The organism is Sphingobium sp., assembly GCF_033795625.1.
Lineage (GTDB): Bacteria > Pseudomonadota > Alphaproteobacteria > Sphingomonadales > Sphingomonadaceae > Sphingobium.
Window position 1 is genome coordinate 39,139 of sequence record NZ_JARYGI010000020.1, and the last position, 20,837, is coordinate 59,975.

At 64.2% G+C, this 20,837-nt stretch carries 17 protein-coding genes; 10 read left to right on the plus strand and 7 right to left on the minus strand.

The features are described 5' to 3' along the window. Positions 1-10 precede the first annotated feature (10 nt). A complete protein-coding gene (locus QHC67_RS11515) occupies positions 11-691 on the minus strand; it encodes an extensin family protein (RefSeq protein ID WP_413818528.1) in 681 nt (226 codons plus the stop codon). Positions 692-860: 169 nt separating this feature from the next. Here QHC67_RS11515 and QHC67_RS11520 point away from each other — a divergent pair, with 169 nt between their 5' ends. The 3 genes from QHC67_RS11520 (at position 861) to QHC67_RS11530 (ending at position 4,959) form a co-directional block, all read left to right on the plus strand. After that, on the plus strand, positions 861-2,027 hold the full coding sequence (locus QHC67_RS11520; RefSeq protein WP_319294448.1) for a phosphoserine transaminase: 1,167 nt from the start codon (positions 861-863) through the stop codon (positions 2,025-2,027). Positions 2,028-2,148: 121 nt separating this feature from the next. Further along, a complete protein-coding gene (gene serA / locus QHC67_RS11525) occupies positions 2,149-3,729 on the plus strand; it encodes a phosphoglycerate dehydrogenase (protein WP_319294450.1) in 1,581 nt (526 codons plus the stop codon). A gap of 75 nt (positions 3,730-3,804) precedes the next feature. Next, on the plus strand, positions 3,805-4,959 hold the full coding sequence (locus QHC67_RS11530; protein ID WP_319294452.1) for an ATP phosphoribosyltransferase regulatory subunit: 1,155 nt from the start codon (positions 3,805-3,807) through the stop codon (positions 4,957-4,959). On the opposite strand, the gene QHC67_RS11535 is transcribed toward QHC67_RS11530, so the two are convergent. Next, positions 4,956-5,753: a 3'(2'),5'-bisphosphate nucleotidase CysQ gene (locus QHC67_RS11535; protein ID WP_319294454.1), complete on the minus strand. Its 798-nt coding sequence runs from the start codon at positions 5,751-5,753 to the stop codon at positions 4,956-4,958. The genes QHC67_RS11530 and QHC67_RS11535 overlap by 4 nt on opposite strands. A 6-nt stretch (positions 5,754-5,759) precedes the next feature. Further along, positions 5,760-7,106: a TldD/PmbA family protein gene (locus QHC67_RS11540; RefSeq protein WP_319294489.1), complete on the minus strand. Its 1,347-nt coding sequence runs from the start codon at positions 7,104-7,106 to the stop codon at positions 5,760-5,762. Between the two features lie 216 nt (positions 7,107-7,322). Here QHC67_RS11540 and QHC67_RS11545 point away from each other — a divergent pair, with 216 nt between their 5' ends. After that, on the plus strand, positions 7,323-8,726 hold the full coding sequence (locus tag QHC67_RS11545) for an amino acid permease (RefSeq protein WP_319294456.1): 1,404 nt from the start codon (positions 7,323-7,325) through the stop codon (positions 8,724-8,726). On the opposite strand, the gene nudC is transcribed toward QHC67_RS11545, so the two are convergent. Next, positions 8,723-9,628: an NAD(+) diphosphatase gene (nudC, locus tag QHC67_RS11550; RefSeq protein WP_413818529.1), complete on the minus strand. Its 906-nt coding sequence runs from the start codon at positions 9,626-9,628 to the stop codon at positions 8,723-8,725. The two genes, QHC67_RS11545 and nudC, sit on opposite strands and share 4 nt — an antisense overlap. 40 nt (positions 9,629-9,668) lie before the next feature. Further along, a complete protein-coding gene (mutY, locus tag QHC67_RS11555; protein WP_319294458.1) occupies positions 9,669-10,718 on the minus strand; it encodes an A/G-specific adenine glycosylase in 1,050 nt (349 codons plus the stop codon). A gap of 26 nt (positions 10,719-10,744) precedes the next feature. Here mutY and QHC67_RS11560 point away from each other — a divergent pair, with 26 nt between their 5' ends. Genes QHC67_RS11560 through smc form a run of 4 tightly spaced genes read left to right on the plus strand, consistent with a single transcriptional unit; the run spans position 10,745 to position 16,295 of the window. After that, on the plus strand, positions 10,745-11,308 hold the full coding sequence (locus tag QHC67_RS11560) for a DUF721 domain-containing protein (protein ID WP_319294460.1): 564 nt from the start codon (positions 10,745-10,747) through the stop codon (positions 11,306-11,308). A gap of 21 nt (positions 11,309-11,329) precedes the next feature. Continuing rightward, positions 11,330-12,013 (plus strand): thioredoxin domain-containing protein, encoded by a 684-nt coding sequence (locus QHC67_RS11565; protein ID WP_319294462.1) that lies wholly within the window; start codon positions 11,330-11,332, stop codon positions 12,011-12,013. A gap of 44 nt (positions 12,014-12,057) precedes the next feature. Next, the gene (locus tag QHC67_RS11570) at positions 12,058-12,798 is read left to right on the plus strand and encodes a DsbA family protein (RefSeq protein ID WP_319294464.1); all 741 of its coding nucleotides are present in this window, start codon (positions 12,058-12,060) and stop codon (positions 12,796-12,798) included. A 56-nt stretch (positions 12,799-12,854) separates the two neighbouring features. Continuing rightward, a complete protein-coding gene (gene smc / locus QHC67_RS11575) occupies positions 12,855-16,295 on the plus strand; it encodes a chromosome segregation protein SMC (RefSeq protein WP_319294466.1) in 3,441 nt (1,146 codons plus the stop codon). Position 16,296: 1 nt separating this feature from the next. Here smc and ubiA read toward each other — a convergent pair whose 3' ends face one another. Further along, positions 16,297-17,196 carry a 4-hydroxybenzoate octaprenyltransferase gene (ubiA, locus tag QHC67_RS11580; protein ID WP_319294493.1) on the minus strand — a complete coding sequence of 300 codons (900 nt, stop codon included), beginning with the start codon at positions 17,194-17,196 and terminating at the stop codon, positions 16,297-16,299. A gap of 95 nt (positions 17,197-17,291) precedes the next feature. Here ubiA and QHC67_RS11585 point away from each other — a divergent pair, with 95 nt between their 5' ends. Together QHC67_RS11585 and QHC67_RS11590 are read left to right on the plus strand one after the other, a co-directional pair. After that, entirely contained in the window at positions 17,292-18,044 is a 753-nt protein-coding gene (locus QHC67_RS11585) for a 16S rRNA (uracil(1498)-N(3))-methyltransferase (protein WP_319294468.1), read from the plus strand. Between the two features lie 102 nt (positions 18,045-18,146). After that, positions 18,147-19,520, plus strand: a complete 1,374-nt coding sequence (locus tag QHC67_RS11590; protein WP_319294470.1) for a glutamate--cysteine ligase — start codon at positions 18,147-18,149, stop codon at positions 19,518-19,520. A gap of 3 nt (positions 19,521-19,523) precedes the next feature. Here QHC67_RS11590 and QHC67_RS11595 read toward each other — a convergent pair whose 3' ends face one another. Further along, positions 19,524-20,837, minus strand: coding sequence for a methyltransferase family protein (locus QHC67_RS11595; protein WP_319294472.1), 1,314 nt, complete (start codon positions 20,835-20,837; stop codon positions 19,524-19,526).

The following is a 20,837-nucleotide window of genomic DNA, read 5'->3' on the forward strand; positions in this document are numbered from 1 at the left end:
CGACCCTAACCTAGCGACAAAAGCCGCCTCTTCCGCCCATGTCCAGGTGCAGATGGTCATGGTGCGCCGCATTGTAGTCGGGGCTCAAGACCGTGCGGAAGCGCTTGCAGGCGCTGGTGCGGATGATGCGGAGGAATTGTTGTTCGCGGCTGTCACCGCGCCATCCATTCGTGACCGACACGCGCCGCCCATCGGCGAGGACGAAGGCGGCCACATCCACGGCATTGCTGCGCCCATGTTCGGACAGGCGACCCGATCCAGCGATCGGTCGGCAGGAATAGGTACCGAACGTCTCGATCTTGATGAGTTCGCTCCCCAGCAACAGCCGCGCGGCCGGTTGTACGCCGTAACGCGCCCATGCGGAGAACTTGGCCGCGAGCGGGCATGTCATTGCGCCGAGATTGGTCGTCGGCACGCCGATGTCGAGCAGCTTGACGCTGCCGAAGGCGGAACATCCGCCGCCGAAGCTGCGATCCTCCAGCGGTGTGAACAGCACGCCAGACGCGCGGAGGTTCGCCATGCACTGCCTGATCTCGGGCGATTTCGATGTGGCGGCTTTTGGCGGAGGCGGACGGGATACGCGCACACTGCGCTTAGGCTCCGGTGTCCCGGCACAGGCGCTGATCGTGAGAACCAAGGCCAGCGCCATCCATCGCCTTGAAAAGCCCTGCCTCGCCCGGAACCCGCTCATGCGGACGCTTATAACAGGACATGCTTAACCCATGGCAACGGCTTTCCCGCTCCGCCTGCCGCACGATGGGCCGAGTGGAAGGCGCTTGACTAACGCCCCGGCCTCTATAGAGGGGCCGGCGGGCCACGCGGTCCCAACGCCGCGCGTGCTCTCTGTGAGGAGAGACTACATGACTGATGTTACCCGTCCCGCGACGGATGCGCTTGCGCATACGGATCACAAGCCTGCTAGCAAGCCTGCGCGTCCTTTCTTTTCTTCCGGCCCCTGCGCCAAGCCGCCCGGCTGGACCCCCGAAAAACTCGCCACGCAATCCTTGGGCCGTTCGCACCGCTCGAAGATCGGCAAGACGCGTCTCCAGTACAGCATCGACCTGATGCGCGAACTGCTGAACCTGCCTGAGACGCACCGTATCGGCATCGTGCCGGGGTCAGACACCGGCGCATTCGAGATGGCGATGTGGACGATGCTGGGCGCGCGTCCCGTGACGGCGATAGCTTGGGAAAGCTTCGGCGAAGGCTGGGTAACGGATGCGGTCAAGCAGTTGAAGCTCGACCCCACGGTGGTGCGCGCGGATTACGGACAGTTGCCCGATCTTGCTGCCGTCGATTTCTCGCATGACGTGCTGTTCGCCTGGAACGGTACAACCTCGGGCGTGCGCGTGCCGAATGCTGACTGGATTCCGGCCGACCGCGAGGGGCTGACCTTCGCCGACGCGACCAGCGCGGTTTTCGCATATGACATCGATTGGGCGAAGATCGACGTCGCCACTTTCTCCTGGCAGAAGGTGCTGGGCGGCGAGGGCGGCCATGGCGTGCTGATTCTCGGCCCCCGCGCCGTTGAACGGCTCGAGACCTACACGCCGGACTGGCCGCTGCCCAAGGTGTTCCGCCTGGTATCGAAGGGCAAGCTGACCGAAGGCGTGTTCAAGGGCGAGACGATCAACACTCCTTCCATGCTGGCGGTAGAAGACGCCATCTTCGCGCTGGAATGGGGCAAGTCGGTAGGCGGTGCCTCCGGGCTGATCGCGCGCAGCGACGCCAATGCCGCGGCGCTCGACAAGATCGTGGCCGAACGCGACTGGCTCGGGCATCTTGCCGCCGATCCGGCTTCGCGGTCGAAGACCAGCGTGTGCCTCACGGTCGAAGGCGCTGACGAAGCGTTTATCAAGAGCTTCGCCGGTCTGCTGGAGAAGGAAGGCGCGGCGTATGACATCGCGGGCTATCGCGATGCTCCGGCGGGCCTTCGCATCTGGTGCGGCGCGACGGTCGACACGGCCGATATCGAAGCACTCGGTCCCTGGCTCGATTGGGCCTACGCCCAAACCAAGGCCGCCTGAACTCCTCCTACCCCATCATGTCATCCCAGCGAAGGCTGTGATCTCAGGCCCCGAGGTCCAACCAAGCCGCTTGAGATCCTGATCTTCGTCAGGATGTCGAATAGCAGAAAGGCTATTTGCTATGCCTAAAGTCCTCATTTCCGACAAAATGGACCCCCGCGCCGCAGCGATCTTCCGCGACCGTGGCGTCGAAGTCGATGAAATCACCGGAAAGACTCCAGAAGAACTCAAAGCCATTATCGGCCAGTATGATGGCCTCGCCATTCGTTCCTCGACCAAGGTGACGAAGGAAATCCTCGACGCCGCGACGAACCTGAAGGTCATCGGGCGCGCTGGCATCGGCGTGGACAACGTCGATATTCCGGCTGCGTCGGCAAAGGGTGTGGTCGTCATGAACACGCCCTTCGGTAACTCGATCACCACTGCCGAACATGCCATTGCGTTAATGTTCGCCTTGGCTCGCCAACTGCCCGAAGCCGACGCTTCGACGCAGGCGGGCAAGTGGGAGAAGAACCGCTTCATGGGCGTCGAAGTCACTGGCAAGGTGCTCGGCCTGATCGGCGCTGGCAATATCGGCTCGATCGTCGCGGATCGCGCGCTGGGCCTCAAGATGAAGGTCGTTGCGTTCGACCCGTTCCTGACGCCCGAACGCGCCGTGGACATGGGCGTGGAGAAGGTGACGCTGGACGACCTGCTCGCCCGCGCCGACTTCATCACGCTGCACACGCCGCTGACCGACCAGACGCGCAACATCCTGTCGGCGGAAAACCTCGCCAAGACCAAGAAGGGCGTGCGGATCATCAATTGCGCGCGTGGCGGCCTGATCGACGAAGCGGCGCTGAAGGCGGGTCTCGACAGCGGCCACATCGGCGGCGCGGCGCTCGATGTCTTCGTGACCGAGCCTGCCAAGGAAAGCCCGCTGTTCGGCACCCCGAACTTCATCTCCACCCCGCATCTGGGCGCGTCGACCGATGAGGCGCAGGTCAATGTGGCGTTGCAGGTTGCCGACCAGTTGTCCGACTACCTGCTGGACGGCGGCGTCACCAATGCCCTCAACATGCCAAGCCTGTCGGCGGAAGAAGCGCCCAAGCTCAAGCCCTATATGGCGATTGCCGAAAAGCTGGGCAGCCTGCTCGGTCAGCTCGAAGGCGATCAGGTGAAGGGCGTTTCGGTCGAGGTCGAGGGCCATGCCGCCGAACTCAACCCGAAGCCGATCACGGCGGCGGTGCTGGCGGGCCTGATGCGCGCCTATTCCGACACGGTGAACATGGTCAACGCCCCTTATCTTGCCAAGGAGCGTGGTCTCGACGTGCGCGAAGTACGGCATGATCGCGAAGGCGCCTACCAGACCCTGGTGCGCGTGACGGTGCAGACGCCGACCGGCGAGCGCTCGGTCGCGGGCACCTTGTTCGGGCCGACGCAGCCGCGCCTTGTCGAACTGTTCGGGATCAAGGTGGAAGCCGATCTGGCCGGTACGATGCTCTATATCGTCAACCAGGACGCACCCGGCTTTATCGGTCGTCTGGGTTCGACGCTGGGGCAGGCGGATGTCAACATCGGCACGTTCAATCTCGGCCGGCGCAATCAGGGCGGTGAAGCGGTGCTGTTGCTGTCCGTCGACGGCACCGTGACCGAGCCGCTGCTTTGGGACATCTGCAAGCTGGCGGGCGTGAAGACGGTCAAGCTGCTGCGCTTCGCCTGAAATGGCTCGGGGCGGGTATAAAACTCCCGCCCCGAAGCTCTGGCCTCTTTCGTCAAACTCGCTAGAAGCCGGCGCATGACCTCTTCCGCATCCGTTCCGAACCAGGGTATATTGGGGCTGCTGCCCGAAGGCCTGTCCGACCGTCTGCCTCCGCAAGCGGAGGCATCGGCGCATCTGGCGCGCAACGTGCTCGATACGGTGGCGGCGCATGGCTATGCGCGCGTGATGCCGCCGGTCGCGGAGTTCGAGGAGACACTGACGCAACGGCTGAAATCGGCGCGGGCGCAGGATCTGTTGCGTGTGGTGGACCCGGTGTCGCAGCGCACGCTGGCAATGCGCCCGGACATGACGGCGCAGGTCGGGCGCATTGCCGCCACGCGTCTCGCCGCCGCCGCGCGTCCTCTGCGCTTGTCCTATGGCGGGCCGGTGCTGCGGCTGCGTGCGAACCAGCTTCGGCCTGAGCGCGAACGCTTGCAGGTCGGCGCGGAGCTGATCGGCACGGACAGCGTCGCCGCCGCCGTCGAGATCGTCAATGTCGCCATCGAGGCTTTGCAGGCGGCGGGCGTTGCAGGCATTACCATCGACTTCACGCTACCCGATTTGATCGACACGCTCGCTGCCGGTCCGATGCCGCTGAAAGATGCTGAGCGCGAGCAGGTTCGGGCAGAACTGGACGCGAAAGATGCCGGTGCGCTGGTGGCTCTAGGAGCGAGCGCGGCCGCCTATCTGCCGCTGATCGAAGCGGCCGGGCCATTCCATGCCGCGATGGAGAAGCTCGAAGGCATCGATGCGGCGACCGGCCAGGGAGCCATCGCCAGCCGCATCGCCGCGCTGCGCGCCATCGCGAAGCCGATCGGCTGGGATATTACGTTGACGCTCGACCCGACAGAGCGTCACGGCTTCGAATATCAAAGCTGGTTCGGCTTCTCGATCTTTGCCGACGGTTTCGTTGGCGAGATAGGGCGCGGCGGCGGCTATGCGATCCTGCGGGCGGACGGCAGTGAGGAACCGGCGGTGGGTTTCTCACTCTATCCCGATCCGCTGATCGATGCAGGCTTTGGGGCTGTGCCGGTGAAGCGCCTGTTTCTCCCCTTGGGGCACGACGCAGCGCTTGCGAAGGTGAAGCGGGCGGAAGGCTGGCGCACCGTTGCTGCCCTGTCGGATACTGACGATGGCGCGGCGCTGGGTTGCGGTCACTGGCTGGATGGATCGGACATCCGGCCCTATTAGGTCCGTTCGCGGCCCAGTATCTCCCGCGCCCTCGGTTCGAGCCGCTCGACCGCTGCGGCGTGGATGCCTGGCGCACAACATAAGATGCCGAATGCGGTCGGGTCTTTCCGGTTGAAGCCCAAAGGCCGTCCCAGCGCATCGCTGACCGCTGCGCCTGCCTCTTGAGCGATCAGTGCGGCGGCGGCGATGTCCCATTCATTGCCCCAGCGGATCGTCGCGAGCAGGTCCGCTTCGTCCGCCGCCACCATCGCCATGCGCAGCGCTATGCTGTTGGGCTTGGCGACGGCGGTGAGGTCGCGATCCACCTTGGGCAGGGTATCGGCAGGCACTCGCGCGCCGGGCAACCGGCTGCGTGTGCTTGCCGCAAGCGGCCGCCCGTTTCGAATGGCGCCGCCGCCCACCTGCGCGATCCACAGTTCGTTGCGAGCCGGTGCGGCCAGGATCCCGAAGCGTGGCAGCCCTGCCTCCACCAAGGCGACCGAGACCGCCCAGCCGGGCCGCCCGCGCAGATAATCGCGGGTTCCGTCGATGGGATCGACTACCCACACCCGATCCGTGCCCAGCCGATGCGCGGTATCCGCCGTTTCCTCCGACAGCCACCCGGCATCCGGGGCGAGATCGTGCAGCGCGCTTTTCAGCATCGCATTGACGTCCATGTCGGCCTGACAGACTATCTCGCCGGGAGTCTTCTCCCAGCGATGCACCTGCGTCTTGCCGCCCGCCCATAATGTCAGCGCGTGATCGGCGGCTTCGGCGACGACATCGATCGCCTGCCTGAATAAGCGATCCGTCATCGCGCCTTATCCGCCCGCCACCATCATTCCGTCGATGCGGATCGTTGGCACGTTCGTCGCATAGCGGAACACCAGATCGTTGGCAGGGACCAGATTGCGGAACATGTCTATCAGGTTACCGGCAATCGTGATTTCCGCAACCGCGCCGACGACCGCGCCGTTCTCGATCAGGAAGCCGGACGCGCCCCGGCTGTAGTCGCCCGTGACGCCATTGACGCCCATGCCAATGAGGTCAGTGACATAAAGCCCGCGCTTCACGTCCGCCATCAGGTCGCCCGGCGACGCATCGCCCGGTTCCATATGTACGTTGCTTGGTCCGGCACCCGGCGCACCGCCCGTGCCCCGGCTGGCATGGCCGGTAGGATCGAGCCCCAGTTGCCGGGCAGAGGCACTGTCCAGCAGCCAGCCGGTCAGCACACCCGCATCGATCAGCGCGCGGCGCTGCGTCGGCAGTCCCTCGCCGTCGAAAGGCCGCGAACGCAGGCCGCGATGAAGCAGCGGATCATCAATGATCGTGACGCTGCTGTCGAAAATCGCGGTGCCCAGCTTCTCCAGCAGGAAACTGGACCGGCGTGCAATAGAGGGGCCGACGATGGCGCCGACGAGATGCCCGATCAGGCTGGAGCCGACACGGGGATCGAAGATGACGGGCATCTGGCCACTGTCGATCTTGTTCGGATTGAGCCGCGCGACGGCGCGTTGCCCCGCCTTGATGCCGATGGTCTCCGCGCCATCGAGGTCGATGAGGTGCCGTACCGTATGGCTGGCGTGGTCGCGCTGCATGCCTGCGCCTTCGCCCGCAAGTACGCTGGCATAGGTCGAATGGCTGGTCGCGCCATAGCTGCCGGAAAAGCCGTGGCTCGTGGCAAGCGCGATCTGGCTGCGCCCGGACGAGGCACCACCGCCTTCGCTGTTGGTGACGCCGGGCACGGCTCGGGCGGCGTCTTCGGCCTCCAGAGCGCGCAGCTTCAAGGCCGCGGGATCGGGCTCGCCCTTGTCGCACAGATCGAGCGCAGCAGGCTTGCGGGTGAGCAGACGATCTTCGGGGGCGAGGCCCGCATAGGCATCCTCAGGCGCCTGCTGCGCCATGGCGATGCAACGTTCGACCAGAGTGCCAAGGCTCGCCGGACTGAAGTCGGACCCCGATACCGTCGCCGAGCGATGGCCAAGGAATACGCGCAGGCCGATCTCTTCCCCTTCGGACCGATCGACATCCTCCAGCGCGCCCAGACGCACCGATACATTGGTGGAGGCATTGCACACGTAGATGGCGTCGGCCGCGTCCGCGCCTGCCTTTCGCGCGGCATCCACCAGATTTTCCGCGCGCTTCTGCGCTTCGTCGAGACTGAGCATAAAGTGGAGAGGACTCATGAGGTTCGGGGAAGCCCTGCGCCTTAGCGGCATGGGGGCACAGGTGCAAATGTGGGGGGCGGGGCGCCGGTTGTGAAGGGCGGACGATATGTTCAACCCCGTCATGCCGCCGCGGGGTGACGGAGGAAGGGGAAGCTTGCCCCTCGCGCAACCTCCAGTGGCTCGCTATCCTTCACAGGCATAGCAGGGGATGTCATCATGGCCGACTGGAACAGGCGCAAATCACTGGACGCGCTGGTGGCGCGTGAGGAGGGGCAGCGGCTGGTGCCTACATTGTCCTGGCCACACCTGCTGGCGCTGGGCATCGGTGCGATCGTTGGGACGGGCATATTGACGCTGATCGGCGTCGGCGTGGATCGCGCCGGACCCGCCGTGCTGTTGTCCTTCGCGATTGCGGGCGCGATATGCGCCTGCGCCGCACTTGCCTATGCCGAGATGGCGACGATGATGCCCGCGGCGGGGAGCGCTTACACGTACAGCTATGCAGTGCTTGGCGAGTTGGTGGCGTGGGTGGTGGGCTGGTGCCTGATCCTCGAATATTCGCTGGTGGTGGCGACAGTGGCGGTCGGCTGGTCGGGCTATGCGACGCCGCTGCTGACTGCGGTAGGCTTTCCGGCCGCGTTGACCGCGAGCCCCGCATTGGGTGGCATCATCAACTTGCCCGCCATCTTCATCATCGGCGTAGTTGCAGTGCTGCTCAGCATCGGCACGCGGGAGAGCGCGCGGCTCAACACCGTGCTGGTCGCCATCAAGATCGTGACGCTCAGCCTGTTCGTGTTCTGCACATTGCCAGCCTTCGACGCCGCCAATCTGGAGCCGTTCATGCCCTTCGGCTTTGCCAAGCATATGGGACCGGATGGCGTAGAGCGCGGCGTCATGGCGGCGGCGGCGATCATCTTCTTCGCCTTCTATGGCTTCGACGCGATCTCAACGGCGGCGGAGGAAACGAAGAAGCCGGAGCGGGACCTTGCCATCGGCATCGTCGGATCGATGCTGGCCTGCACGGCGATCTATATCTTCGTGGCGGCCGCCGCGGTCGGCGCGCTGCCCTTCACGCGCTTCGCGGACAGCCCGGAGCCACTGGCGCTGATCCTGCGCGAATTGGGGCAGGGACAGGTCGCGCGAATCGTCGCTATCGCCGCCGTGATCGCGTTGCCGACCGTGTTGCTCGGCTTCCTCTACGGCCAGTCGCGCATCTTTCTGGTCATGGCGCGCGACGGCTTCCTGCCCATCGGTCTCGCGCGCATATCGAAGCGCGGGACGCCGATACGGATCACGATCCTGACGGCGATACTAGTGGCGGTGATAGCCGGGCTACTGCCCATCGACCAGATCGCGGCGCTGGCCAATGCGGGCACCCTGATTGCTTTCGCGGCGGTCGGCCTGTGCATGCTGGTGATGCGCCGCCGCGCGCCCGATCAGCGCCGCCCGTTTCGCGTGCCGCTGGCGTGGCTGGTGGGGCCCGGCGCGATATTGGGCTGCCTCTATCTGTTCACCAGCCTGCCGACGAAGACGCTACTCTATTGCCTGGCGTGGAACCTGGTGGGGCTGGTGCTGTACTTCGCATACGGGCGAAAGCGGAGCAATCTCGCGGTCGCCTAGCTACGATCCAGCCAGAACTTGAACAGATGGTAGGCGACCGCCATTTCCGGCGGCGCGATGAAGGGTGCGCCCGCTTCGCCAGCCATGGCCGCACGCACGCCATCGGCATCCACCCACATCGCATGTTCAAGCTCGGTTTCGTCGATGGTGAGCACGTCGTCCCTTGCCTGTGCGACGCAGGCGATCATCAGCGATGAGGGGAAGGGCCAGGGCTGGCTCATGGCGTAGCGCACATTGTCCACGACGATCCCGGCTTCTTCCCACAGTTCGCGGGCGACGGCTTCCTCGATGGTTTCGCCGGGTTCGATGAAGCCCGCTAGCGCCGAATAGCGGCCAGCGGGGAAGCGCGGTTGGCGGCCGACCAATATACGACCGTCATGTTCCGCCAGCATGATCGTCACCGGATCGACGCGGGGGAAGTGCTCTGCGCCGCAGCCGCCGGACTCGCTTTCGCTGCCGCTCGAAAGTCCCGCCCCACAGCGCCGTGCCCAGCCCGCCTTGATCGGCGCAGTAGGCGTGCCGCAATTGGCGCAGAAGCGATGCCGCGCATGCCAGTCGATGAGGCTGCGCGCCGTGCCGTAGAGCGCAAGCTGATCGGGAGCGAGGAGAGGGGCAACGCTCCAGACCTGCGGTGCGAACTGGCCTCCGTGGCCAAGCGACGGGTCCAGGCGGATGAACAATGGCCCGTCCTCGCCAATCCCGAGGAGGCAATAGGCCTCTGCGGCAGTACCCTGTGGCAAAGCTATGGTCGCCAGATTCGCGCCGTCGACCACGGGATCAAGGTCATCCAGCACCAGCATCCTGGAACGAGGGTCCGCAAAAGCCTGTGCGACCAGCGCGGGGTTGCTGCGGACGTGATCGGCACGATCCAGCGTTCCGCCGACGAAGCCGGGACGCTTCAAGATGGCACCACGCCTCTGGGAAGGAGGAAGAGTTTCGGCATCAGATATGATCCTCCTTCAACACGACATCGGCCACTTTGGCGAACAGCGTGGGTAGACCGGCTTCGCCGATCCTGTCGAGTGGCCACCATTCTCCTTCACCGACATTCAGGCTGTTCCCATTCACTTCGGCGCGATGCACGGTCAAAGACAACGCGAAATGCGTGAAGACATGGCCGACCGGCTCCGGCAGAGTCACCCATTGCGCGGATGTGGGCGGTAAAGTGGAGGGTGTGGCAGACCAGTTCGAGCCCGGCAAGCCGCGCATGCCGCCCAGCAGTCCCTTGGCAGGCCGCCGCTCCAGCCATACGCTGTCGCCTCGCGTCATCCACCACACGTGCCCCAGCCGCTGGGGCTTGGGCTTCTTCGCAGCTTTCAAGGGGAACGTGGCAGGATCGGCTGTGCGAAACGCAGCGCAACTCTCCCGCAGCGGGCAAATCCCGCAGGCGGGATTGCGCGACGTGCAGATCGTCGCGCCCATATCCATCATCGCCTGGGCAAAGTCGCCCGCCCTTGCATTCGGCGTGATCGTTTCGGCGAAAGCGCGGATCTCCGGCCGCGCTGCTGGCAAGGGCGTGGGAATCGCGAACAGCCGCGCCACGACACGCTCGACATTGGCATCCACGACGACCGCCCGCTGCCCAAAGGCGATGGCGGCGATCGCGGCGGCCGTGTAGGTGCCCACCCCGGGCAGCGTTCGTATCTCCACTTCACGTTCTGGAAATGCGCCGTTCCATTCGCGCATTACGGCGCGGGCGCAGGCGAGCAAGTTGCGTGCCCGCGCATAATAACCAAGCCCCGCCCACGCCGTCATCAACTCGGCATCGTCCGCCGCCGCAAGATCGGCGACGGTCGGCCAACGGGCCGTGAACCGATGGAAATAGGGAATGACTGCGGCCACTGTCGTCTGTTGCAGCATCACTTCGGACAGCCACACGCGGTAAGGATCGGTGGCGTTCGTTCCGGGAGGCGCTCGCCAGGGAAGCCGCCGCGCGTGCCGGTCATAATGCGCCAGCAGGCGATCGGCGATGGAAGGGCTCTCGACGGGCATGGCCGCGCTATGCCATTAAGCGATGCATGACGGAACGCCCTGATCCACCTTCGCCCAAACAAAAAGCGGTTCCGAAAAAGGCAGCCGCAAAACCGGCAGAGGAACGTCCGCGCATCAATGGTCCCCGCGCCATAGCCGACCTGATGCCCGACATCGGCCGGGCCGCTTTCCGTAAGTTCGGTTTCGTCCAGTCGAGCATCGTCACGCGTTGGGCCGATATCGTCGGCAAGCATTACGCCGATATCAGTACGCCCGACTCGATCCGCTTCCCGGTGGGGAAGAAAGCGGGCGGCACCTTGTCGCTCACGGTATCCAGCGGCCATGCGACGATGCTCCAGCATGTGTTGCCCGACATCATCGAGCGGGTGAACCGCTTCTTCGGCTATGCCGCCATCGCCAAGGTGGCGATGCGGCAGGGTCATGTCGAGCCGAAAGCGCCTCTCCGTTCGCCGCCGCCCAAGAACCTGCGTCCGGTTCCTATCGAACTAGGCGACTCGCTGCGGGACATCGGGGACCCCGAACTGCGTGCCGTGCTGGAGTCGCTCGCCCAGGGGCTTGCCAATTCCAGCGGTCTGCCCAAGATCAGCTAAGCTTCAGTAGAGATGCCATCCATGAAGAGACACGCCATCATCCTCTGCCTTGCCGCCTCGGTGCCGGCCACGGCGTTTGCCGCCAAGACAATCGACTGGACCACGCGCATCACGGTATCTCCTGCAGGGGGGCATGTGATGGGCAATCCCGCTGCTCCGGCAAAGGTCGTCGAATATATCAGCTATACCTGCAGCCATTGCGCGCATTTCGTCATGGAGGGCGCGCCGCAACTAAAAGAAGGCTGGGTGAAGACAGGCAAAGCGAGCGTGGAAGTCCGGAACGCCGTGCGCGATCGTTACGACCTGACGGCGGCGCTGCTTGCCCGTTGCGGCGGTCCATCGCGCTTCTATGGCAGTCACGCTGCCCTGTTTGCGAACCAGAGCGCGTGGATGCCACAGATCGAGGCTTATGAAGCAGCGAACAGCGCGCCTCCGGCAGGTAAGGCTCCCTCCGTGATCCTGCAGGACATCGGCAGGAAGACCGGGCTGTACACGCTGATGGCCAAGCGCGGCTTCACCCCCAAGCAACTGGATAGCTGTGTTGCCGATCCGGCTGCGATGAAGGTCGTGACCGGCATGACCAATGATGCATGGAAGAACGTCAAGATCAGCGGCACGCCGGGCTTCACGCTCAACGGCAAGCTTCTGACTGGCGTTTCAACCTGGGAAGCCCTGCGTGCGACATTGCCCGGCGGCTCCAACTGAATTAGATCGGCCGTCACGCTCCTTCACTGATGGAAAAACAACACATGAAATTTCCGACCGGTTTAGCCTCGATTGCAATCGCCTTCACCCTTGCGGCGTGCGGTGGGAAGGAAGGTGGCAATGCCAGCGCGCCGACCGGAGCGCCCGTGGCTGCCGTTGCGGCACCTGCGGGCACGACCTGGGCCGATACGGTGGCCGCCACGCCGGAGGGCGGGTTCCGCATGGGCAATCCTGATGCGGCAGTGAAGGTGACGGAGTTCGCGTCCTATACGTGCAGCCATTGCGCGGAATTCACGGCCAAGTCCGGAGAAGAAATCAGGAGCCTGGTCAACACCGGCAAGATGAGCTTCGAGTTGCGCAATTATGTGCGTGATCCCCTCGATATGACGCTGGCGTTGTTGGCGCGGTGCGGCGGGGCCGGGCCGTTCTTCCCGCTTTCGGACCAGTTCTTCGCGAATCAGGCCGCGATGTTCCAGAAGGTGCAGGGCATGGGCGACGCGCCGTATCAGGCGGCAATGACCGCACCGCCGGAGCAGCGCTTCAACATGCTGGCCAAAGACGCCGGATTGCTGGAGTTCGCGATGCAACTGGGTATCTCGGAAGATCAGGGCAAGCAGTGCCTGGCAAATACCGCAGAAGCTGAGAAGCTGGCGAAAGCAGTTCAGGACGCCACCACGAAATATCAGATTTCCGGCACGCCGACGCTGCTGTTGAATGGCTCGGTGGTGGAGAATGCCACGACTTGGGAAGCGTTGCGCGAGAAGCTGAAGGAAGCAGGGGTCTGATTGACACGCCGGGGGTCGTTCTCTTCTGACAGGCGCTGCACAGGCAGGGGCGGCCGGTGCAGATAAAGCGGCTGAAACTCAGCGGCTTCAAGAGCTTTGTCGACGCAACGGAATTGCGTATCGAGCCGGGGCTGACGGGGATTGTCGGCCCTAACGGCTGCGGCAAATCCAACCTTCTCGAAGCGATACGCTGGGTGATGGGCGAGTCGAGCGCAAAGTCCATGCGCGGCGGCGGTATGGAAGACGTGATCTTCGCCGGGACCGCTACGCGTCCGCAACGGGACTTCGCCGAGGTTTCGATGCTCACCATTCAGGAGCAGGGCGAGCTATTCCCCTCGGTCAATGTGGGTGCCGACGGTGAGTTGGAGGTCATCCGCCGGATCGAGCGGGGAGCAGGCAGTGCCTATCGCGCCAATGGCCGCGACGTTCGCGCCAAGGACGTTGGGCTGATATTCGCCGATGCGGCAACGGGTGCGCACAGCCCCGCGCTGGTCAGCCAAGGCAAAATCGCCGCCGTTATCGCCGCCCGCCCGCAGGAGCGCCGCGCGATGCTGGAGGAAGCGGCAGGCATTGCGGGACTGCATGTGCGCCGCCGCGATGCCGAGCAGAAGTTGCGCGCCGCCGAGGGGAATCTGGCGCGGCTCGACGACATATTGGGGGACATGGACGCCCGCGCCAATGCCTTGCGGCGTCAGGCACGTGCAGCCGAACGCTATACGCAGCTATCCGCCCAGATCCGCGTTGCCGAGGCGCGTACGATCTTCGGGCGCTGGCGCGAGGCGGCTGCTTTGGCCGAAACATCCAAGCGCGAGGCTCAGGCAGCCGATGCGGCCGTGACAGCGGCTCAGGAAGCGCAGATGGCGGCTGCGGCGCATGCCCGGCTGAGCGTCGATCTGTTGGCGCAAGCTCGCGTGGAGGCGCAGAATGCGCGGGATGCCGCGACGGAGGCGGGGCACCGGCTGGCGACGTTGAAAGCCGAGCGTGCCGCCGCCGCCCAGCGTCTCGCCGATCTGTCCGCCCAGATTGAGCGTCTGGAGGAGGATCGCGGACGCGAGGGGACGCTCGCCAATGATGCCGCCGAGGCGCTGGCGCGGCTTGCGACCGAAACCGCAATGCTGAAGGAGCGGATTGCGCAAACCACCGCTGCCGCTCCCGAGCGGGCGACACGGCTGGCGGAGGCGGAAACGGCGGCTCGCAATGCGGAGGTCGAGCTTGCCCGTGCCATGGCCAAGCAGGCAGCCGAGCAGGCGGAACTGCGAGTCGCCGAAGCTGCGCTCGTCGCGGCGCGTGCGCGGCTGGAGCGTACGGATCGCGACCTGCGCCGCGTGCAAGGCGAAGCGGCGGGCTTGCCCGAAGCGGAGCCCTTGGAACAGAAGCGTGCAGAGGCAGTGGAAGCCCGGCAGCGTGCGGAGGCCGACCGTGCATCGAGCGAAGCTGCGATAAACGAGGCGGAGAGAGCCAGAGATGCCGCCAGCATGGAGCGGGCCCAGGCGGAGTCGGCATTGTCCTCCGCGCGAGCGGCCTTGGCGGCCTTGGATAGCGAAGCGGCAGTACTGACAAAGGCGATCCAGCGTGGCTCAGGCAATGGCCGCGCGCTCGACCAGTTGCAGGCCGCGCCCGGCTATGAACATGCTCTCGCAGCCGCGCTGGGTGACGATCTGGAAGCATCGGTTGGCGGGGATGCGACGCGGCGCTGGGCAGGCGTGGCGGCACGTGTCGATGATCCGGCCCTGCCTGCCGGACTGGCCCGGCTGTCGGATCATGTCACCGCACCTGTCGAATTGAGAAGGCGCCTGTCGCAAATCGCTGTGTCCAAGAAGGACGAGGGGCAGGACCTTGCCGTGGGGCAGCGGCTGGTAACGATGGATGGCCGTTTGCGACGGTGGGACGGCTTTGTCGCTCTTGAAGGGGGAGCGGAGGCCGCGCAGCGCCTCATCCGCCTCAATCGCCTGTCAGCCATTGCAGAAGCGCGTCCTGCATTGGCCGAAAGCGTGGACGCGGCAAGGGCTTCGCTGGAGCAGGCGGAGGCTGCGGGGCGTGCCGCCAGTGCTTCCCTGACGCAAGCGCGGGCGATCATGAGCGACGCCGAACAGAGGCTGCGCCATGCGCTACGCACGATAGATGAGAATGCCGGGGCGCTGGAGAGATTGTCGGCACGACGTGCGGAACTGGACATCCGGCTGGGCGATGTGAGCCGGGACCACGAGACGGCTACCGGTGAGTATAAAGTGGCCGTAGATCATCGCGCAAAGATCCCCGATGGCACCGAGCTACGTGTGTTCGTAGAAGCCCTTTCGCGGGACAGTGAACGGGCGCGGACGGCCGTGAGCCACGTGCGGGCGGAACAGGCGATGGCCGAGCGAACCATCGCAGCCGACCGCGAACGCATGACGGCCGCAGACGCCGAAGCGCGCGGCTGGCGTTCGCGCGCGGGCGAGGCGGCCAAGCGCATCGCGGCCATGGCCGGACGTGCCGAGGCGATCCTTGCAGACCGCGCCAAGCTGATCGGCAAGCCCGAAGCACTGGACGAGTTGCTCGCTGCCTTGTCAGCCGATGCAGCGGTGTTGCATCAGAAGGCTACGGATGCGCAGGATGCGGAACGCACAGCCGACGCGGCTCTTCGCACAGCCGAGGCGCAGGCGCAGAAGATGTCGGAAGGCGTCGCGCAGGCTCGCGAGGCGCGGGCAGGCGCGGTGGCGCGGGCAGAGGCTGCGCAGGAAAAGCGGCTCGAAATGGGGGCCTTGTCGGGCGAGCGCTTCGAATGTCCGCCGCCCGTTCTGCCGGAGCGGCTTGGCTTTGACAGCAGCACTATCCGTGTGGCGCAAGCCGAACAGGCTGAGCAGGACCGGCTGACGGCGGATCGTGAGCGAATCGGCCCTGTCAATCTTGTCGCCGCACAGGAACTGGCGGAACTGGAGGCAGAGCAGGCACGAAGCCGCTCGGAAAGCGAGGAGCTGACGCAGGCGATCAATCGGCTGCGCGGCTCGATCGGCAGTCTCAATCGTGAAGGGCGGCAAAGGCTGCTTGCGGCATTCGAGGCTGTAGACGGGCATTTCCGGCGTCTTTTCACGACGCTCTTCAATGGCGGTCAGGCGCATCTGCAACTTATCGACAGCGATGATCCGTTGGAAGCCGGGCTTGAGATCATGGCGCAACCTCCCGGCAAGAAACTGACCGCGCTGACATTGCTGTCCGGTGGGGAGCAGGCGCTGACGGCAGTTGCGCTGATCTTCGGGCTGTTCCTGACCAATCCCGCACCGATCTGCGTGCTTGATGAAGTCGATGCGCCGCTGGACGACGCGAACGTCGAACGCTTCTGTGACCTGCTGGATCAGATGGTGGCGGATACCAAGACGCGCTATCTGATCGTCACGCACAACGCCGTGACCATGGCAAGAATGCACCGCCTGTTCGGTGTCACGATGATAGAGCAGGGTGTCAGTCGCCTGGTCTCCGTGGACCTTGGTGCGGCGGAGCAATTGCTGGCGGCGGAATGATCTAGGCGCTGCCCACAACGAGGCAGGCCAGGAACATCAGAAGTCCGGCGAAACGGTTGGAACGGAACTTGGCGAGCGAATCGATGCCGTCTTCCTTAAGTGTCGCGATCTGCCAGAATAGATGCACTGCCATCGGCAGCAGCGCGATGAGCGCCAGCAGTTGCGGGCGGATCTGCCAGATTGCTGCCGCCCAGAGCGCAACAGCCGCTGCATAGAACAGGGCGACACCGAACCGCACGCGCTTTCCCATTCGCAGCGCGCTGGACCGCACACCGATCAGCGCGTCATCTTCGCGGTCCTGCAACGCATAGATGGTGTCGTAGCCGATCACCCACGCAATGCACCCTGCGTAGAGAGTCAGCCCCGGCAGGGTCAGCGCGCCCGCAATCTCGCTCCAGCCGACGAGGGCGGCCCAGCTGAACACCAGCCCCAGCCACGCCTGCGGCCACCATGTGATTCGCTTCATGAAGGGATAGGCGGCAACCAGGCCGAGGCTGGCGAGCGCGACGACCTGTGCATACAGGCGCAATTGCAAAAGGACGATCAGGCCGATGAGGCTGAGGGTTACGAGCCATATCCATGCGGCCTTCAACGATATCGCGCCACTCGCCAATGGACGGAGCGCAGTACGCGCCACTTGCCGGTCGAGATCGCGGTCGACGATATCGTTATAGACACATCCGGCGCCCCGCATCGCGATGCTGCCGAGCAGGAACCACAGGATCATATCCCATCGCGTCACGCCGCCGCCCAGGGCTATCGCCCATGCGCCCGGCCAGAACAGCAGCCACCAGCCTATGGGCCTGTCGAATCGCGCCAGCAGCGCCAGCCCTCGTGCCGTGGCGGGCAAACGCGCGACGAGGCCGCGCGCTTCGCTGTCAGGGACGATTTGCTCTTGCAACATGCACTCCGTTCGGGCTGAGCTTGGCGAGCCCGGATTTTCTCTAAACCAGAATTGCCCTCCGACAAGCATGGGGCGAACGGAAGTTGGAATTTATGCCCGCTACGCCCGCCTGGCCCCCGCAAAGCGCACCGCGCCTTTTTGTCGAAACGTCATTGGGACAGGGTGCGACCGTAGCGTTGGACGGGAACCCCGCGCATTATCTGGTGTCCGTGATGCGCGTGAAAGTCGGCGATACCGTGCTGCTGTTCGATGGAAAATCCGGCGAGTGGGCAGCGGTCGCCCGCGACGTGCGGAAGCGCGATATCGTGCTGGAATGCGTCGCGCAGACTCGGCCGGTCGAAGCGGTGCCTGACTTCTGGCTCTGCGCCGCGCCGATCAAGAAGGGGCGAATCGACCTCATTGCCGAGAAAGCGTGCGAACTCGGCGTTGCGCGGCTTCAGCCAGTGCTGACCCGGCGGGCGGTCGTGGACAAGCTCAACCTTGACCGATTGCGCGCCCATCTGGTGGAAGCTGCCGAGCAGTGCGGGCGGACTGCGCTTCCGGAACTGGCTGAGATGGTGAAGCTTGATGTACTGCTGCGGGAATGGCCCGAGGGCCGGTGTTTGTTCTTCGCTGACGAGACGGGCGGCACTCCTATAGCCAAGGCACTTGCGGATCATCCCGGTCGGGCGGCGTTCCTCGTAGGTCCGGAAGGTGGTTTCGATCCACAGGAACGGAAAGCGATTCGGAATCATCCAGCCGCCGTTCCGGTCTCGCTCGGTCCTCGCATATTGCGTGCCGAAACTGCCGCCATTGCGGCAACGTCAACTTGGATGGCGCTTAATGGCGACTGGACCGCAGAATGAAAGGTTTCGATACGCAATGAGATTGCGCCTGCGATAGACCTGCCTTATCTGCGATCCGCCCGCTCTGTTTGACCTGCGCGGGGGAACAGCTAAGGGCGGGGCATGAGCACAAGAACAGACTCAGGGGGAGCCGATCCGGTAATCGAAAGCCGCGATCAGCTCATTGCGCTCTTTGCAAAAGGCGAAAAGCCGCCGGAGCGCTGGCGGATCGGCACCGAGCATGAGAAATTCGTCTACTCGATGAAGGATCATCATGCACCGTCCTATGAAGAAAAGGGCGGCATCCATACGCTGCTGATCGGTCTCACCCGCTATGGCTGGAAGCCCGTGTTCGAGGGCGATAACATCATCGCCTTGTCCGGAGACGACGGCACGATCAGCCTGGAGCCCGCAGGCCAGCTTGAACTTTCCGGAGCGCCGCTCGAAAACCTGCACCAGACCTGCGCCGAAACCGGCCGGCATCTGGAGCAAGTGAAATATGTCGGCGATATGCTGGGCCTTGGCTTCCTTGGCCTTGGCATGTGGCCGGACAAGACGCGCGCCGAACTGCCGATCATGCCCAAGGGGCGTTACGAGATCATGTTGCGGCACATGCCGCGCGTCGGATCCATGGGGCTCGACATGATGCTGCGGACCTGCACCGTGCAGGTGAACCTCGACTATCAAAGCGAGGCAGGCATGGCGAAGATGTTCCGCACCAGTCTCGCCCTTCAACCGCTCGCGACGGCGCTGTTTGCCAATTCGCCTTTTACCGAGGGCAAGCCTAACGGTATGCTGAGCTATCGCAGCCATATCTGGTCCGACACCGATCCGCATCGTACGGGCATGCTTCCATTCGTGTTCGAGGACGGCTTTGGCTATGAGCGCTATGCAGACTACGCGCTCGACGTGCCGATGTACTTCGTGTTTCGTGACGGCAAATATCTGGATGCGTCGGGGCTTAGCTTCCGCGACTTCCTCGAAGGCAAGCTCTCGATCCTGCCGGGCGAAAAGCCCACTGAGAAGGACTGGGAGGATCACCTCTCCACGGCCTTCCCGGAAGTCCGCCTCAAGAGCTTTCTGGAGATGCGCGGCGCCGATGGCGGGCCATGGAACCGCATTTGTGCGTTGCCCGCTTTCTGGGTGGGGCTGCTTTATGACGAGACGGCGCTGAATGCTGCATGGGATGTGGTGAAGGACTGGTCGATGGAGGAGCGGCAGTGGCTGCGTGACTCCGTGCCGCGCCTTGGCCTCGATGCGCCGATCGGCGGCGGCAGGACTTTGCGGCACATCGCGAGTGAAGTGCTTGGCATTTCCCGGAGTGGTCTTGCGGCGCGGGGGCGCCTCAACAGCGTTGGCGACAATGAGACTGGCTATTTGTCGGCGCTACAGGATGTCATCGATACCGGGAAGACGCCGGCCGAACGGCTGCTGGACCGCTATCATGGCGAGTGGCAGGGCGATGTCAGCCGCGTATATGCCGAGGAAAGCTTCTGAGGATCATTCCGCGGGTTGCACGGACGGAACCCTGTGCTCGCCTTTGAATGATGTCAGCAACCGGTCGATCCATCCGTTGCGGCGCATCCATTCGCTATAAGCGAGGTAAGCGGGGTCCATGCGCAGGTGCGCTTCCTCGGTCTTTCCGCGCCAGTAGTAGATCGCGCTGACGATCGCCAGCGTCGTGCTGTTTCGTACCATGTCTACGACGCTGCCTGTCGTCACCAGAAACGGCAGGGTGGAAAGCCACCAGAACAGGTTCTTCGACAGATAGGCCGGATGGCGCGTCCAGCGATAAGGGCCGTGCGTGATGATCCCGCGATGCGTCAGGTTCGAGAAGCGGAGGCCGAAAGCGACGGTCGCCCACGCATATATACCAGTGAGCGCCACCAGAACGCTGCCGTAGATCCACTGCACAGCAAGCTGAAACGAGCCGTCGCCGGAAAGCCAGTGGCTCCATTCGGCTGTGCCATGGTGATAATCGAGCGGCCCGCCATTCCCCATCAGGACAAAGGGCGGATAGCACATCAGCGCCGCGATCCAACCTGCCAGCAAGGGGTTTGCGGTGCGGATATGCGCGTCCAGCGGCTTCAACGTCAGCATATACCCTACGGTCGCGAAGGCGACGTCGATCAGGAACAGGAGGACGATCAGGAAGTTGGCGAGCTTGACGGGGCTGGCGGTCACCTCCGCTGGGTCCCAATGGATTAGGTTTGCGAAGTTCGAGGGCAGCACCGATAGCATGAAAGCAAGGAAGAAGCCCTTTACCGCCCATGCGTGGAGGTGGTGCGCCACTTGCGTGCGATCCGCAAGTCCCGCTGCACCACCAATGATCCACTGGCCAAATGCATAGGATGCGTCGTGCGGCTCGACGAGTCTGCGGTCCAGCCAAAACACATAGGGTACCGACGACAGGAGCAGCCAGGGCGCGGCCGCTCCGAACATTTCCATCGCAAAGCGATAGCCGCCGTCCCAGTACCATCTTGCCAGGCAATACAGGACTGCAATGCCGCCCCAGGTCGTCCAAAGGCCCACCAGCTTGACGAGGCTGATGTCAAGAATGTCACGCAGCGGCTTTGGCTCGCCCTCCCAATCTATTCCGGTGGAGGGGTTGCGATGCACATGGTCCACCAGAAGCGACCAGAGAACCATCGGCACGCCGCAGGCGAAGACCGCCGCGACCCCGGCATATGGACCATCCATGCCGTAATGCCACGCCGTCGCTATCCATATCGCCAGTCCCCCAAGCCCGGCAACGCCGACGCCATGACTCACGGCTGAGGGTGGGCAAGGATCAGTGATGCTCGCTTTGCGCAT